Here is a 15,100-nt window from a genome sequence, read left to right as displayed (position 1 = left end):
TTACTGTACCTATCTTTTTTTATTTGTTGGAAAAAGTGTTATGAATACGGATAATAGTAGAAACGGAATAATTGTCCGCCAGTAAACGGATGTATTTGTCCTAAGGAAGGAATCCGTTATTTTTAAAGGAGAAGGATTTGCTTATCGAGGAGGATATCACGATTCAAAAATTGCTTTATTGTACTGATTGAGCAGCCGATCTAATTCTTGACTATGTTTCAATGTCACATTGGAATTCAATCCATTCTTGGACACAATCTGGAACAATTCGATCCTCTTTTTTTCAATTAGTGCCAAAAATTCAGTCTTTGTCACGATTATGGTCCTTTCTACAGATGAACTGAAGTACATATTTATATTTGAGATAGATACAGAGTGCGCGAATGTAGTTATTATAAGTGGTTATGGAAGTTATTTCAAACAGAAGGTCCTAATCAAATTTTCGAATTTTGGACTCTTATAAAATTGGCACCACAAAGAAAAAGAATCGTAAAAGTCACAATTCCTTGCATATCTTTTTGGATTTCAATTTGTTAGAATGATGGTAGATTGCAAAGCGGGGAGTTGTCGTACTTGAATGATGTTAACGTGTTGCTTGCTTTTGGGGCAGGTTTTTTAAGTTTTATTTCCCCATGCTGTTTACCGCTCTATCCGGCGTTCCTTTCTTATATAACCGGTATGAGCGTAGGAGAGATAAAATCTGAAAATGCCATGCTTCAGAGAAGGAGTTTATTTCATACTTTGTTTTTTCTTCTCGGTTTTTCAATCATTTTCATAGCACTCGGTTTCAGCGCCTCACTTTTGGGACGTTTTTTTGATGAGTACCAGGATTTAATTAGGCAGCTGGGTGCTATTATGATTATATTCTTCGGTTTAATCGTCGTTGGTGTGTTCCAGCCCAAATTTTTAATGAAGGATACCCGCTTTGAATTTAAAAACCGGCCGGGCGGATATTTTGGCTCAGTCTTAATCGGCTTGGCATTTGCAGCCGGTTGGACACCATGCACGGGACCGATTCTTTCTGCAGTTTTTGTTATGGCAGGTACAAATCCCGGATCCTCCATTGCCTACATGGTCGCTTATATTTTAGGTTTCTCCATCCCTTTTTTCATTCTTTCCTTTTTTATAGGCAGATTAAAGTGGATCAAGAAATACAGTAATTCCATAGTGAAAATTGGTGGTTATTTAATGATTGTTATGGGGATTGTTTTATTTTTTGACTGGATGACCAAGATCATTATTGTGTTTTCTAACCTATTTGGTGGATTTACTGGTTTTTAACTGTTTATGAAACGCCAATAAGCATTGGGAAGACTCTTTGTGTTGATAAATCATTTGAATTTACTGTCAATATCCTATATATTTAAAGTTGCGATCATTTTTTTATACATAGAAAAAAGGCATTTTGTAGAAAGATTGTTTTTCTGTTAGTGATGCGAGGAGGATTCTTCAGATGGCCAGAATACTAATAGTCGATGATGCAAAATTTATGAGATTAACCCTTTCAAACATATTAACAAATGCTCGGCATGATGTGGTTGGAGAAGGGGCAAACGGAAAAGAAGCGGTTGAAATGTTCCGTGAATTACATCCCGACTTAGTCACGATGGATATAACAATGCCTGTAATGAGCGGTTTGGATGCAGTTAAAGAAATCAAGCAAGAGTTCCCCGATGCTAAAGTAGTGATGTGTTCTGCAATGGGCCAACAAAAAATGGTCGTAGAAGCGATTGAAGCTGGGGCTAAGGATTTTATAGTAAAGCCATTTGAGGAAAACCGTGTAATAGAAGCGATAAATAGGGTGTTGGATGTAACCGTTTAGAGATCTAAACGGTTTTAAATTTGAAAAGGACATTTTATATAATTGGGCAATATTATATAATAAGTTAGTACGTTACCTTCTTTTGTTAAAGGGATGATCAATCGTGGTTTATCTTTCTTCAGCATTAGCGATTTTAATGGCAATTTTCGCGCTTTTTATAAGGATGAAAGCTGCTAAACGGCCTGTGAATGCAAAAAAAATCATTTTGCCCCCTGTTTTTATGAGTACAGGAGCCTTGATGTTTTTATTTCCCGTCTTCCGGCTAACTGCGATGGAGGTGCTGGAAGCTGTAACGGTTGGTTTGCTCTTTTCAATCCTCCTTATCAAAACCTCTAATTTTGAAATTAAGGACGATCAAATATTCCTCAAGCGTTCAAGGGCATTTGTTATAATTTTGATTGGGCTATTGATCATAAGGATTATTGCAAAATTGATTTTAAGCACAACCATCGACGTTGGTGAATTAAGTGGCATGTTTTTCCTATTGGCATTTGCCATGATCGTTCCTTGGCGGGTTTCCATGTTCCTTCAATACCAGAAACTTAAACAGAGTTTCAATAATGGACTTAAATAGGTGCCATGTTAAAATCTCCGGTTTTTGGAGGTTTTTTTATTTTGGTATGTACTATTTTTCACAAAAGTATAGATAAATATGTCTTCTTGGGATCTGATATCGAGCGGCTGCCGATATTCCGGTAGCATTAACAGTGGAAGCGCATCATTTGTTAAGCTTCCACGATAACTGCCAAACATTAATTAATCATTTTTTGCGGGTTCAGGTGGTTTTTATTCTTATGCTAATAGATTTTTGGTTAACAAACAGAGGGTGGACAATGTTAAAAGATTAACGTTTGGTGGATAGTAAAGGCAAAGCACACGGAACAGTTGCATATATGAAGATAAAAAGGGAGAAGAACCCTCCCTGATAACTTATTTATAGAAGACTTTATCAACATTGTATTTTGACTTAAGGACATTAATGATGTAGGTCTCATAAATCTCCCTGTCAACAGGATCGTCAACATAGATGATATCAATGGTGTAAACCTCGTCCCTATGTGATTTAATAGGCGACACATTGTCTTCAAAATGTTTTTTGATTCTTTGCCTTAACTTTCTTGCCTTGCCGACGAACAAAAGTTCATCATTAATATTATAAAACATAAAGATTCCTCCTTTGTCACGGGGAATCAAGTGAAAATCAATGAATCCGTTAATACTGGGGATTTTTGGTTCGTTTCTGTTTATTGCCTGTTCACGTTGTGTTATGGATAGATCTGGTGCAGGTATTTCGATTTTGATCATGCCAATCACTTCCTTATGTAGATATAAACATTAATTTTATCATTTCGACATGGAGATTCGCAAGCAAGATTTTCAAAAAGAAAAAGGATTCATACATGGAGACTTTGCGAACCCAAAAGTTTTCTTAAAAGGACAACCAAACAGGTCGCCCTTGTTTTACAAATTCGGATTATTGTCAGGAACTTCTACATCTTGGCCTGGATTTGCAGAATCGGTGGAAAGTGACGGGTCGCCGCCTTCAACAAATACTGATGGATCTTTTCCGTGGTTAAATTGGGCTCTCTTTATTTCTGTTCCTAATGTTTGTTGATAGGTAACTGGCTGTTTATCTTTAGTCATATGTGACACCTCCGATTATTATATTGCACTGTTTCTGGGGAGTTTATGAAAGTGCATCAATCTGAGGGCTTACTGCATTGCTTTAAATCAAAGATGAAGATTTTGCAGGATGCAAGAGCTGTCAGAAGAAAAAAATGAAAAACATGATGGTTACATTTCTATGATTTTTACTTATATGATAGAATGTAACTGATTTAGAAATAAAGGAGAGATAATGATGGCTAAAACTGGATACATAGAATTGACAGATGGGAATAAAATCAGCTTTGAATTATTCCCAGAGGAAGCTCCTGGCACGGTGGCAAATTTTGAAAAATTGGCGAATGAGGGCTTCTATGATGGGTTGAATTTTCATAGGGTAATTCCTGGATTTGTAAGCCAAGGCGGCTGCCCAAACAAAAACGGAACAGGTGGACCTGGTTACACCATCAAATGTGAAACAGAAGGTAATCCGCACAAGCACGAAGCCGGGTCTTTATCAATGGCTCATGCTGGCAAAGATACAGGTGGCAGCCAATTTTTTATTGTCCATGAACCACAGCCGCACCTTAACGGAGTTCATACTGTATTTGGCAAAGTTACTGAGGGGCTGGAGCATGCTCTTAACATGAGGCAAGGTGCAGGTATAAACACGATTAAAGTGACAGGGTAAGTGAAAGCAGAACCATAATTAAAAAAATCCTTTTGAAACGTCTATCCGTCGATAGGCGTTTTTATGTTGTGTGTTGGCTTGTAGGTAAATAATTCTTATTTCTGTAATGCCAAATATATGGTAAACTGTAATAGGACTAAATTACTATTATTCCACATTTACAATTAAGGCATTATAGATATGAATATTTTGTTAGTAGCCAGTTATTAGTTACCTATTCATTTTTTATTGGTTTATGGGGGTACATTTATGTTGTGGTTAGGAAAAATCTTGTTGGGTATGTGCTTATTGGTAGGCGTAGCCGTTTCTCCTGTTAAAGCAAAGGCTGATGCTCCACAGCCGGCTATAACAGGAGAATTTGGCGTTGCGATCGACGCTGTTACTGGAAAAATTCTTTACAACAAAAACGCAACCAAGCAAGGTTACCCGGCTAGCATGACAAAAGTGTTATCCGCCATCATTTTAGCCGAGAAACTAAAAGATGGAGAAATCGTTACGGCATCGTCTCAGGCTGTTAAACAAGATCCCAGCAACCAGGCATTTCTGATGCAAAGCGGAGAACAATTATCAAAGGAAGATGCCCTAAACGCAATGATGATCAAGAGCTCAAATGATGTCACTTACGCGGTTGCCGAAAAAATAGCCGGAAATACCAAGGCGTTTGCACAACTTATGAACAAAAAAGCAAAAGAGATTGGAGCAGTCAATAGTAATTTCGTAACTCCAAATGGACTGCATGATGATCGTCATATTACAACGCCTTATGATATGGCACTCATTGCCAAAGAAGCGTTAAAATTTCCAACTGTAATGAAAGCAATGGGTGCAAAGGAAGCTGTAATCCATACAAATAAAAGGCAAGTAAGGATAGTGAACAAAAGCAAGATTCATGATAATCCGCTTGCATTAGGCGGGAAAACTGGATATACCCGCAAAGCGCAAAATACACTTGTCGAAATCCTGCAGAAAGATGGCAAGACAGTAATTGCAGTCGTCATGAAGACAACGTTAGCCCAGGAGTACAAAGATATTGCCATCATGGGGAATTTTGCGTTTAATCAATTGAATGTAAAAAACATCGTAAAAAAGAATCAAGCTGTAGATTCATTGAAATTCAAAGATGTAGAAGTATCCTTGTTGTCATCACAGGATTATTCTGTGACCTTTAAAAAGGGAGAAAAGCCGGGATATAAAACCCAAATTCAAACGTTTAACCATCCTAATGGATTTAAAGCAGGGGACATTGTCGGGAATGTAAATGTGATTTACCAAGGAAGGGTTATCAAACAGATTCCGCTCAAATCGAATAAAGATATCATTATACCAGTAAAAAAAGAAATAAAAGAAGCCAGCAAAAATGAAAACAAGCAAGAGCAGGGCGCAGCTCATGTTAGTACTATTATGATGTTCCTAATAAGTGTGGGAGTACCTGTGGCCATTTACGTTGGTTTGATTATTGTAAGAAACTTACGCCATCGAAAAAGCCTAGGGAATATATAAGGGCTTCGCCATATTTAAAATTAGTCAGGAAGCAAGGAGCTAGGAGGTTATCTCCTAGCTTTTGTTTTATATAAAAATCCCTACAATCGTTGCTGACAAAAACGATGCTATTGTCGCGCCAAATAGTAATTTAAAACCGAAACCGGAAACCCATCTTCCTCGTTCAGGATCGATGGCTTTGACTGACCCGGCAATGATTCCAATAGAACTAAAGTTCGCAAAGGAAATTAAGAAGGTTGACACGATTGCGACGGTCTTTTCAGTAAGGTCAGGAATCATCGGTTTAAAGCTGAGCATAGCAACAAATTCATTCAATACAATTTTGGTCCCCATTATTCCGCCCGCTTGAATGGCCTCGTTAGCCGGTACGCCGCTTAAGAAGACTAATGGATAGAGGATGAAACCAAAAATTTCCTGAAGGCTTGTTTTATAACCGAATGCTCCTGTAATATTGGCGATAATGAAGTTCACCAATTCCATTGTAGCAATAAATGCTATTAACATTCCTGCAACAATTCCAGCAATTTTCAAGCCATCGATTGCCCCTTCACTCATCGCTTCAAAAAAACTATCAGCCTGCTCGGTTTTATTGATTTCAATAATATCTTCTTCCTTAGGCACTTTAACAGGCATCAAAATGGAAGCAACGATTAATGCAGAAAAAGCATTTAAGACCATGGCAGCCAACACATACCTAGGAGGGAGCAACTGCATGTATGACCCGCTTGTTGACGCTGAAACCGAACCCATGGCGGAAGCACAAACCATGTACAGCCGATCTTTACTTAAGCGAGAAAATTGTGACTTTATGGTTAAAAGGGCCTCAGATTGTCCAAAGAAAATAGAATTTATTGCATTGAAGGATTCTACTTTTGGCAGACCTGTAACGGTAGACAAAGCCCCGCCTAGATATCGAATGATGAAAGGAAGGACTTTTAAAAAAGTTAAAATAGAAAGCAGCGTAGAGAAGAAAATAATTACCAAGGATACATTAAAGAAAAAAACGAATGGTGCGTTCGTCTGAATGCCACCAAATACAAACTCCACCCCGACCCTGGCGAAATCTAATAATTTGTTAAAAACACCTGATACTTTGTTCAAAATTGTTTGTCCGATTTTTGTGTTAAACATAAACCATGTTAAAGCAAATTGTAAGATCAGCATAATCACGATGGCTCTTATATTAATGTTCTTGCGATTTTTTGAAAAAAGGTAGCAGATAGCCAATAATACAACTATGCTGATAATTCCGATCAATATGTCCATTTTTCTCCTCCATAGTTGTTGTGTTTCCTAAAGCAAAATTCCACTATTATCTTTTGCTATTATTTACAGGCTATACAGGAAAATAGAATGAAAGGTGCTTAAGAAAAGGAACAGAAAGAGAATAAAAAATGTCTGTGCATGATGCACAGACATAGAAATATTATCAAGTTGACTACCTAATTATTTTTATAGAAGTCTGGGTTACTGCAATTGTTCAAGGACCTGTTGAACATTTGTGTAGGTGCGCAAATCATCTATTTTAATTCCTAATTGGATGGCTGTTTGGGCAAGAGCCGGTCTTATGCCAGTGATCACTGGGATGATTCCCAGGAGTTTTAAAATGTCGCGAATCTGGAAAAAATGCTGGGCGACAAACGTATCAAAAACGTGAATGCCAGAAAAGTCGATGATCAGCAAATCGATATCCATTTGGGATATTTTAGGGATTACTGTATTTGTGATGTAAGTGGCGCGGGTTTCACTGAAATCGCCGATGAGAGGCAAAACAGCAACCCCTTTTTTTATTGGAACTATCGGCGCTGTCAGTTCTAATATCTCCATTTCACGTGCTTTGATGGATGTCCGGAGGTTCTCGTTAAACCGGTCAGTCGTATTCCGCATTACTACGTCGAAAATAGTTACCACCTTATCGTAGACCTCATAAATACCCTCTGTGTCCATTTCCTCTGAAATACATCTTTCCCGTATTTCTTTCAGCATAGATAAACGATAGTCACAAAGCAGGTCAATTATGTCTGTAAGAAAAACGCCTTTATTATGAAAGTAATTGTCTACATCATATACAAAATTACTTTTTATATGATCAATTCTTTTCATTAAGCTATTGGAAACTAATCCGATTAAAGATACCAAAAGGGATCTATGATGATCCAGATCCTCTTCTGTGATATCAAATTGAAGATTCTCTTCTGCCTTTTCCAATATTTTTTCGATTACTCTCTCTTTCTCTTGTTCAAGACAAGCAATAACATTCTGCAATGCATGGTCCATGGGCTTCACCTCGCCAGTCTGATCGTTTATTCACATATACCCAAGCATATTGGCTAAAAAACTTGAGAAAGGACTATCAGTATTGTTTGTAGTGAAAAAACCCTCTATAATTTTTGTTGAGGAGAAATGGAGAATAGTATGCAGGGATAATGAGTTCCTGTGCCGAAGGGCTTGGTGAAGGGAAGACGGTTAATGGTTGATATAAAATCTGTCAAAATTGATGGGGATAGTATTTATGTGTTTAATAGTGCTATATATATAGTAGAGTCAAGTTCGCGTTTTACTTTGGAATTGGATATGATCGTGAGCGAAATTGTGGAAAGAAAATATGGAAATGAAGAGAATTTAATATTAGAAATAGAGTTAAACGATGGACATATGATCAATACTATTATGCATGTACAACGATTATCTGGTGGACTGCCAAAGCTTAATTTATATTGCGAACTAAATGATATAGAAGAATTCGGGAACTTACAAGTATTCAGTGAAAACGACATATCCTTTCCTGAAATTGAAAAGGGAATAACCATTGAGGACATCAGGAAAATTGAAATGCCTAATGAACAGGTCCGTTTAAAAGTAACATTGCCAATCGATCAGGCGGAATGGGTTAAAAATCAAAAACAAGCTGATTTAAACAGATTCTTTAGGGAAGCTATCTATGAATATTGGAAAAATGGGCGTCCGGAGTGAAACCGGGTGCTTTTTTTGTGTGTGAATAGCAGGTTCATAAGGTAAAGACAATCATAAAAAAATCAATGTAAAATATCATGTAACTTTTATTTATTATGGGATCTTGAAAGCAGGCGGAGTTGTGGTCCCTATTAATTTTCGATTAACGTCCCATAAAGCAGGCTATATTTTTTATGATTCAGATGCCGTGATAGTATTTGCTGATGACTGGTTTTATTCACTCAATCATAAAAAAATTTTAAAGCAGTGCCGTAGCTGCTAGTTGTTTACTTACAAAAAACAGGGGAGGTTTAATTTGAATTTCGGTTTTTAGGGGGATCAAATTACATAGCTATATCTGATCGACCCGTTTAGGCTGCGTAAAGAAAAAAATAAAAAGAACAATCGGAAGCGCAACCAGGAATCTGCTTCCTTTAGATGGTCTGAAAGTGGGGAGATCTGTTAATGCCATAGATATCATTCCTTTGTAGTTGTTTTATTAACTCGGGGTTTATATTGAAGTGCTCTGAGACAATCCAATGGAATGTTTCTTTTACTTTGCTTATATCCGGGAGGGTGGGATCGATTTTTGGACCCCCGAATATAGGCCCGGTTACATTAAAACTAAAGCCACCTCCAGATGAAAGGAATACGCCGTTAACCTCTATTTCATCAATTAATAAAAGAATAGCCAAAATAATGTCAACGATATCTAATATAAGTGATAAAGCTTCATTCCCGTGTTTTCCCTCTAAACGAATTCTGCCTGTCAACGGTCCGCCTAATGTAAATCCAAAACCGCCTGGTTCAATATACATCCTTAAAATGGTTATTTGGCCTGTAATTATTAGGGATGCAGTGATGATATTAATTTTCCTATGGATGGTGCTGACAATCTCGAGATTCTGTTGAAGTTGCTTTTCATTCAAAATCATCACTCCCTTACAGAGCATCTGTGATATTATATTCGCCTGGATGATTTATGTTATGGTTACGGATGAATGAAAAGGTTAGATATATGGTAGATGATCCTGAAATAGCCATATCGTAGAAATCCAACAAAAGAAAATTTTTTCTTTCTGTAAATGGGCAAGAGTCTATTCTCCCTTCAATATGGACACATACCTTATGTTGTAACTAGCGAAGGAGGAGAAAAATGGAAAGACAAATGGGAAGTTTCGCAGGCCAGCCAGGCTACGGTATGGGATATGGAATGGGTGGAGGTTACCCGGGCTACGGGATGGGCTATGGAGGTTACCCGGGCTACGGAATGGGCTATGGAGGCTACCCGGGCTACGGGATGGGCTATGGAGGTTACCCGGGCTACGGGATGGGCTATGGAGGTTACCCGGGCTACGGAATGGGCTATGGAGGCTATCCAGGCCACGGCATGGGATATGGGGGCTACCCAGGCCACGGAATGGGCTATGGCGGATATCCATATCACCATGGATATGGAGGGCACCGTGAATAAAGTGGTTGATCAATTTGCCAGCTATTGAGAGATGGGATGTTCCAACATAAGGGATGGACTGTTAAATGTCCTCCCTTTTTTACGTATTACTCAGTACTATTTTTTGTATGTTTTTACTTATTCAAAAAGGCTGCCTGACTGAGGGGAGAAAGCCAATTAATCATTTACGCTCATTACTTTCTGTTAGGAGAAAATAAGAATGGTTTTATATTATAGGTTGTATTTAATAAATAAGAAAGAATGACATTTTGCAGCTATTGTTTTGCTACAGAACGTTTTGCTACTCTAGATGCACATTTGATTTAGATTAAAGTGCTTTCTTATTATAGGTATAAGTAAGTTTAAAACTCGCTCATAACGGCGAGTTTTTTCATTTTAAATGTTACATTCCTTATATACAGCTCCCGAGCTTTGATTTTTAGATGATTCTTGCAGGACAAATTATTTTTAGTTTTGGTAATAATTTTGGGCCAATCAACTTAAAAATAAGTAACACTTTAGTACGGAAAAATTTAACCTGGAAAGTAGTCAAGTGCAATGAATATAGAGGGGGAATTAGATGCGTTACAATTATAAGATCACTCATTATTGCCATAGGTGCAATAGAGCGCATAACCAAAGAGATGTGTCTATGTTCAAAACTTCTATAAGATGTGATCACTGTAAGGGATTTATCGTAAGTCCTTCAGGAATGGCAAACATCGAAATTGTGTTGACAGCGGGATTGTTTGTTGTTTACGGAGAAAAAAATACCGCTTGGATTGGGGCTAGAAATGAGGACCAGGCTTTCCAGCATTTTATGAAAAAGGTTGAACCAGATTGTCAAGCAATAACAAAAATGAATGGCCAGGAGATGGACGAAGCAATATTTTGTATTGACCCGACGAATGAAGGTAACGAAGAGGAGTACATTTGGCTAAGCGGAAGAGAAATTATTACTCTTTCTCCTAAGTTACCAGCGATTTATATCGTTCTAGAAAACGACATGATTCTGAAAGCAAAAGAAAAGAAAGACAATGACTATTCGTGATTTTTAAGGTTGTTTAATCTTTGTAGGGAAGATTCTTGGAACGGCGAACAATTCTAGCCCCCGAAAATCATTCGTTTAGGGAGTCTGTCTCGATGTTCACTGAATTCACCGATAGATTTAGGTACCCAAAAATTCAAAGCTGAATGCAGCAAGCTGAGGTTTTGCTAAGGACATCATTAGGTTGAAAATATGTACAGCATACTAAAAGTGTGGTATTGTCAATAAATAATTCATAGTAATATACTATGTTATTGTTCTGGCATATTTTTTCAACTGGAGGGTTTTTCGCATGGGTATTCCAAAACCGTTGGTTCAACTTAATCAATCATTTATTGTGTTGAGTGTTCTTATCGCGATGGTATCGTATAAATTCATACTTTTACTTCCATTTGTTATAGGTGTCTACACATTAGTAACAAAGAAGAATCCTATAATAGCAACAGGGAAAGGCTTTCTCAAGAAGCCGTTATCCGAGTATATTATGGAAGACAAAGAACAGCAGATTTTTAATCAATGGATAGCAACGGTTTGCCTTGGATTATCACTAGTGTTCTTTCAACTCAGTTGGAATACATTAGCATATGTTTTTAGTATTATGGTCTTGTTAGCTGCGGGTATTGCATTGATGGGTTTTTGCGTTGGCTGTTTCATTCGATACCGTTATATTATGTGGAAGCATAGAAGAACCTTAACTAAATAAACATTTGTGCATTTTGCAAAAAGGACCCTTTCTTGTTCGTTGTGGAAAAAAGAATTGGGTCTTTTTTACATAGACCTAAATATGTTTGTTCATTTGACGATAAAAATAACAATATCTATTTTTTAGGAGAACAAACAACATGAATAATTCCAAGAGTATCCTTATTCAAGGAAGTATTTTTTCAACTAAAGATGACATCGATCACGAGCAATTCTTGCATAAATTTATGGGCTTTGTAGAAAGTAATAACTTAACTTTTAGAGGTGCAACATCAGTAGTTAATGAACACGGGAAAGTTGAAGAATATGATAAGAAATATGAAGGGAAATATACGAAACTCTTTGATTTCTTGTTTCAAAGGAGAAATTGCTTTTCGGAACTATCCTTAACATTTTCGGAAATTGAAGAAATCCTGCAATTTAACTTACCAAATTCTGCTTATAAATATGGAGCTTGGTGGGCAAATGAAACAAGTGGTACACATTCACATGCAAAAGCATGGATTTTGGCTGGCTGGAAAACAACGAAAATTAATTTAGGTACAAGTATCTGTTTCGTACGAGATTAAAGAAGGATCATTTTTGTTCTTGGTCCATTTATCATCAATTCTTATCCGATTATACGAATCAAAGAACGGATGAATATGGAGGCTCTACGGAAAACAGAGTTCGATTATTAGTTGAGGTATCTAAAGCTGTCCGTGAAGCAGTCGGTAACGAATTCACAGTGGGAAAAGGGAACAAGGAGCAGAATTGAGCAAATCAGTCAATAACCTTCCGAACGCCAGGAGTGAGCGAAAGAGCAAAAAAAGACAAGCGAAACTATCTACTGAAACGGTTGTCAAAAAGTCGAAGAGAAGAAATGCAAAATTCAGACATACAGAGAAGGAACGGAATTGAATGCCGCATGTAACATAACGCTCCATTTGTCGCGTAATGCTGAATGTTCATTGAAAGAGGACTTACTCATGCAGGGAATTTGGAAGAAAGGCAGCAAAATCACAAAAGCCACTGATGTATATAAGAACCCCTTGCTTTTGACTATTGCAGGGATCCTCTTGCTACTGACGGCCGTTTTTGGACTTGCCCTGTCCATTTCCACCACATGGGAGGCGAAAACCAGTTTGAATCCGAAAGTTCCAGTGAAGGAAACACTGGACCGGCGCACGTATCAAGCAATGTTTTGAGATATGAATACTGAACAAAACGGAATCGAGGAACATGTGGGACTACTCCTTGCCCTCATCCAACAGGAATCAGGGGGACGACACCTGGGTGTCATACAATCTTCAGTCTTGCGCCCGGAGCCATTACAGACCCGGAGTATTCCATCCAAATCGTCGTCAAATACTTTGCGGATGTGCTGAAACAGGCAAAAGGCAATATCAAACTTGCTTTGCAAAGCTATAACTTCGGAAATGGATTCATAGGGTATGCCTGGGAGCGCAGAGGTTATACCAAGGAACTAGCTATAGAGTTAAATAGGATGATGGCGGCAAGGTCCGGGTGGGGACGTTACGGTGATGTCAATTATGTCGAACACGTTATGCGTACTATGACGGTGGAACCGGCAGCAATACTAATGTAGTGATGGAACACAAACGTTCAATGTGGAGGAGGTTCATAACATCATGAAAAAATATCTAGGAAGGCCATAGGTTTGGGGAGGCAGCACGCCTGCAGCAGGAGGTTTTGCCTGTTCCGGCCTGCATGAATATGCATTTGCCCAGATTGGCATTGATATGTACGGGACAGTACAGTCACAATTTAACAAAACGAAACCGATTCCCGAAAACAAAATAAAGCTGGGGGATTTGGTCTTCTTCACCAACTACAAGCCGGGGGCTTCCCATGTTGGCATGTCTATCGGGAACGGCCAGTTCATTAATGCAAACAATAGCGGAGGCATTTCGTATTCTTCAGTTGAGGATTGGAAAAACCGTTATCCCTTCTTAGGTTTTAGAAGGATATAGAAAGGAGCTGTTAATTTGGAGCCAATCCCCAAGAAAAGCTTTGTGTTATTAATCATTGGGATCGACGGGGCTATGGTCATCATGTATATATGCAGTTTGCGTTCACAGCTTCAGGAAGTACGGGCCAATCAGGGTAACTACGAAGAACAGATTAAATCCTTATCAACCATACAGGAAAGTGAGACATCAAAAGTCAATCGAGAATTCCTTGAGAAATTCTTCACATATGAAGAAACAGCTGAAAGATACCAGAAAATCATGCCGCTGATGACCGACCAGGGTTACCAGGCAACCTATCCTTCCGGGATGGAACTTCCAATGTCGGATGAAACTGTGAAATCATCCATGGTTGGACTTATAGCCTTTGAGTATCGCTCATCGAGAAATGAAGCTGAATTTTTTAATGAATTCAAGCAGACAACACAATTTAACAATATTGCAAATACCGAAATGTGATCGTCAAAACTACCGTTTTATTTGTGGAAAAAACAAGGTTGGAAGATTGATAATGTAGAGTTCATCGGAAATCTGACCGGATGTTCGTAGTAACATTAAATTGATTTTGTAAGCGTTTTCAATTATAATTTGATATAGGTTGGGTAGCAATGGTGGCTATCATGGTATCAGGCGGAGGCGGAGCCGGTACTCTTTTTTGTAGATAAAGATAACAATACACTAATTTATGTGAATATGAGGTTCATAGATTGGGAAAACTCGTTTATTCAAGGCTTTTGAAACGCCACATACTGGAAGGTCAGCGTTGGATTCTTTAATATGTACAAGCTTGAACGTGACAGCCCCTTTTAAATCAAGAGAAATATATTTATTATAATTGATAAAAAGACACATTTTTCTTTAAGACAAACTCTCTACCATGCCCCTTTCAATTAGTTATACATACAATAAAAACCACCACATATTTTCATTCGTTCATTTTCTCTAACTTAATCTAAAAGGGGAGGGAAATAAATGTACGGTTATGGCGGCTACGGCTACGGCGGTGGATGGGGCAGCGGTTTTGCTTTTATCCTTGTAATCTTCATATTATTGGTGATCATTGGCTGTGCTGGCTTTTGCGGCGGTTATTAATCTTTTAGACATTTAATGGACTCTCCCGATGGAGGGTCTATGATATTTACTGAATAATCTAAATATTACGTTTTTCTTCTCTTCCTCATCTTCCTTTGCTGCAAAGAAGAAGTTTTTTTGTTTCTTGAGTCTCCCTTATGGACTCCATTAACATTTCATCACGCTTGTTAAGCCGTTCATCTATGTATTTTTGCTGTTCGTCTAACCGTTGCAACAAAAGCTAGTTAAAGGCTTCTTTTTGTTCTATGTGCTTTAAAAGGTTTTC

General features: G+C 38.0%; 23 protein-coding genes and 2 pseudogenes. 18 read left to right on the top strand and 7 right to left on the bottom strand.

All coding sequences use genetic code 11. The features are described 5' to 3' along the window. Positions 1-156: 156 nt before the first annotated feature. Positions 157-315: an aspartyl-phosphate phosphatase Spo0E family protein gene (locus CUU64_RS21145; RefSeq protein ID WP_101635640.1), complete on the bottom strand. Its 159-nt coding sequence runs from the start codon at positions 313-315 to the stop codon at positions 157-159. 258 nt (positions 316-573) lie between these two features. Here CUU64_RS21145 and CUU64_RS21140 point away from each other — a divergent pair, with 258 nt between their 5' ends. The 3 genes from CUU64_RS21140 (at position 574) to CUU64_RS21130 (ending at position 2,396) form a co-directional block, all read left to right on the top strand. Then, entirely contained in the window at positions 574-1,281 is a 708-nt protein-coding gene (locus CUU64_RS21140; RefSeq protein WP_101635639.1) for a cytochrome c biogenesis CcdA family protein, read from the top strand. Between the two features lie 172 nt (positions 1,282-1,453). Further along, the gene (locus CUU64_RS21135) at positions 1,454-1,822 is read left to right on the top strand and encodes a response regulator (protein ID WP_101635638.1); all 369 of its coding nucleotides are present in this window, start codon (positions 1,454-1,456) and stop codon (positions 1,820-1,822) included. A 100-nt stretch (positions 1,823-1,922) separates the two neighbouring features. Then, a complete protein-coding gene (locus CUU64_RS21130) occupies positions 1,923-2,396 on the top strand; it encodes a CcdC family protein (protein ID WP_180954713.1) in 474 nt (157 codons plus the stop codon). 356 nt (positions 2,397-2,752) lie between these two features. On the opposite strand, the gene CUU64_RS21125 is transcribed toward CUU64_RS21130, so the two are convergent. Both CUU64_RS21125 and CUU64_RS21120 read right to left on the bottom strand, forming a co-directional pair. Beyond that, positions 2,753-3,127, bottom strand: a complete 375-nt coding sequence (locus tag CUU64_RS21125) for a nucleotide excision repair endonuclease (RefSeq protein ID WP_101635636.1) — start codon at positions 3,125-3,127, stop codon at positions 2,753-2,755. A gap of 156 nt (positions 3,128-3,283) precedes the next feature. Continuing rightward, positions 3,284-3,466 carry a hypothetical protein gene (locus CUU64_RS21120; RefSeq protein ID WP_101635635.1) on the bottom strand — a complete coding sequence of 61 codons (183 nt, stop codon included), beginning with the start codon at positions 3,464-3,466 and terminating at the stop codon, positions 3,284-3,286. A gap of 217 nt (positions 3,467-3,683) precedes the next feature. Between CUU64_RS21120 and CUU64_RS21115 the strand changes: the two genes are divergently transcribed. Both CUU64_RS21115 and CUU64_RS21110 read left to right on the top strand, forming a co-directional pair. Continuing rightward, a complete protein-coding gene (locus CUU64_RS21115; protein ID WP_101635634.1) occupies positions 3,684-4,118 on the top strand; it encodes a peptidylprolyl isomerase in 435 nt (144 codons plus the stop codon). A 249-nt stretch (positions 4,119-4,367) separates the two neighbouring features. Beyond that, positions 4,368-5,618 carry a D-alanyl-D-alanine carboxypeptidase family protein gene (locus CUU64_RS21110; RefSeq protein WP_101635633.1) on the top strand — a complete coding sequence of 417 codons (1,251 nt, stop codon included), beginning with the start codon at positions 4,368-4,370 and terminating at the stop codon, positions 5,616-5,618. A gap of 66 nt (positions 5,619-5,684) precedes the next feature. Here CUU64_RS21110 and CUU64_RS21105 read toward each other — a convergent pair whose 3' ends face one another. Together CUU64_RS21105 and CUU64_RS21100 are read right to left on the bottom strand one after the other, a co-directional pair. Next, positions 5,685-6,884: a NupC/NupG family nucleoside CNT transporter gene (locus CUU64_RS21105; protein ID WP_101635632.1), complete on the bottom strand. Its 1,200-nt coding sequence runs from the start codon at positions 6,882-6,884 to the stop codon at positions 5,685-5,687. Positions 6,885-7,085: 201 nt separating this feature from the next. Next, entirely contained in the window at positions 7,086-7,895 is an 810-nt protein-coding gene (locus CUU64_RS21100; protein WP_101635631.1) for an STAS domain-containing protein, read from the bottom strand. Between the two features lie 192 nt (positions 7,896-8,087). On the opposite strand from CUU64_RS21100, the gene CUU64_RS21095 reads away from it, so the two are divergent. Both CUU64_RS21095 and CUU64_RS23290 read left to right on the top strand, forming a co-directional pair. Beyond that, positions 8,088-8,591: a hypothetical protein gene (locus tag CUU64_RS21095; protein ID WP_101635630.1), complete on the top strand. Its 504-nt coding sequence runs from the start codon at positions 8,088-8,090 to the stop codon at positions 8,589-8,591. A gap of 61 nt (positions 8,592-8,652) precedes the next feature. Further along, a complete protein-coding gene (locus tag CUU64_RS23290) occupies positions 8,653-8,853 on the top strand; it encodes an AMP-binding protein (RefSeq protein WP_142383670.1) in 201 nt (66 codons plus the stop codon). A 151-nt stretch (positions 8,854-9,004) separates the two neighbouring features. Here CUU64_RS23290 and CUU64_RS21090 read toward each other — a convergent pair whose 3' ends face one another. Further along, a complete protein-coding gene (locus CUU64_RS21090; RefSeq protein WP_101635629.1) occupies positions 9,005-9,499 on the bottom strand; it encodes a hypothetical protein in 495 nt (164 codons plus the stop codon). A 227-nt stretch (positions 9,500-9,726) separates the two neighbouring features. On the opposite strand from CUU64_RS21090, the gene CUU64_RS21085 reads away from it, so the two are divergent. The 11 genes and pseudogenes from CUU64_RS21085 to CUU64_RS21035 all read left to right on the top strand — a co-directional run bounded on the left by CUU64_RS21085 (position 9,727) and on the right by CUU64_RS21035 (position 14,835). Beyond that, positions 9,727-10,044, top strand: coding sequence for a hypothetical protein (locus CUU64_RS21085; protein WP_180954703.1), 318 nt, complete (start codon positions 9,727-9,729; stop codon positions 10,042-10,044). Positions 10,045-10,675: 631 nt separating this feature from the next. Further along, on the top strand, positions 10,676-11,074 hold the full coding sequence (locus CUU64_RS21080; protein WP_101635628.1) for a hypothetical protein: 399 nt from the start codon (positions 10,676-10,678) through the stop codon (positions 11,072-11,074). A gap of 289 nt (positions 11,075-11,363) precedes the next feature. Next, positions 11,364-11,774, top strand: a complete 411-nt coding sequence (locus CUU64_RS21075; protein ID WP_101635627.1) for a DUF4395 domain-containing protein — start codon at positions 11,364-11,366, stop codon at positions 11,772-11,774. Between the two features lie 139 nt (positions 11,775-11,913). Next, on the top strand, positions 11,914-12,342 hold the full coding sequence (locus CUU64_RS21070) for a DUF7662 domain-containing protein (protein ID WP_101635626.1): 429 nt from the start codon (positions 11,914-11,916) through the stop codon (positions 12,340-12,342). 32 nt (positions 12,343-12,374) lie between these two features. Then, positions 12,375-12,506, top strand: a pseudogene (locus CUU64_RS21065) (oxidoreductase); the annotation flags it as partial. 235 nt (positions 12,507-12,741) lie between these two features. Next, on the top strand, positions 12,742-12,960 hold the full coding sequence (locus tag CUU64_RS21060) for a hypothetical protein (protein WP_101635625.1): 219 nt from the start codon (positions 12,742-12,744) through the stop codon (positions 12,958-12,960). A 3-nt stretch (positions 12,961-12,963) separates the two neighbouring features. Beyond that, entirely contained in the window at positions 12,964-13,140 is a 177-nt protein-coding gene (locus CUU64_RS23285; protein WP_101635624.1) for a lysozyme family protein, read from the top strand. Continuing rightward, positions 13,059-13,361, top strand: a complete 303-nt coding sequence (locus CUU64_RS23280; RefSeq protein ID WP_374702744.1) for a lysozyme family protein — start codon at positions 13,059-13,061, stop codon at positions 13,359-13,361. Before CUU64_RS23285 ends, CUU64_RS23280 begins: the two co-directional genes overlap by 82 nt. Before the next feature lie 82 nt (positions 13,362-13,443). Continuing rightward, positions 13,444-13,746: pseudogene (locus CUU64_RS21045) on the top strand (C40 family peptidase); the annotation flags it as partial. Positions 13,747-13,761: 15 nt separating this feature from the next. Beyond that, positions 13,762-14,202, top strand: coding sequence for a hypothetical protein (locus CUU64_RS21040; RefSeq protein ID WP_101635621.1), 441 nt, complete (start codon positions 13,762-13,764; stop codon positions 14,200-14,202). Positions 14,203-14,715: 513 nt separating this feature from the next. Continuing rightward, complete coding sequence (locus tag CUU64_RS21035) at positions 14,716-14,835, top strand: YjcZ family sporulation protein (protein WP_101635620.1); 120 nt, start codon at positions 14,716-14,718, stop codon at positions 14,833-14,835. 85 nt (positions 14,836-14,920) lie between these two features. Here CUU64_RS21035 and CUU64_RS23275 read toward each other — a convergent pair whose 3' ends face one another. Further along, a complete protein-coding gene (locus tag CUU64_RS23275; protein WP_374702743.1) occupies positions 14,921-15,049 on the bottom strand; it encodes a DUF3967 domain-containing protein in 129 nt (42 codons plus the stop codon). Between the last annotated feature and the right edge of the window lie 51 nt (positions 15,050-15,100).

This window comes from Bacillus sp. V5-8f (genome assembly GCF_002863565.1).
Classification (GTDB): Bacteria; Bacillota; Bacilli; order Bacillales; family DSM-1321; genus Peribacillus.
The sequence above is the reverse complement of the archived record's forward strand: the minus strand, read 5'-3'. Positions and strand labels throughout refer to the sequence as shown.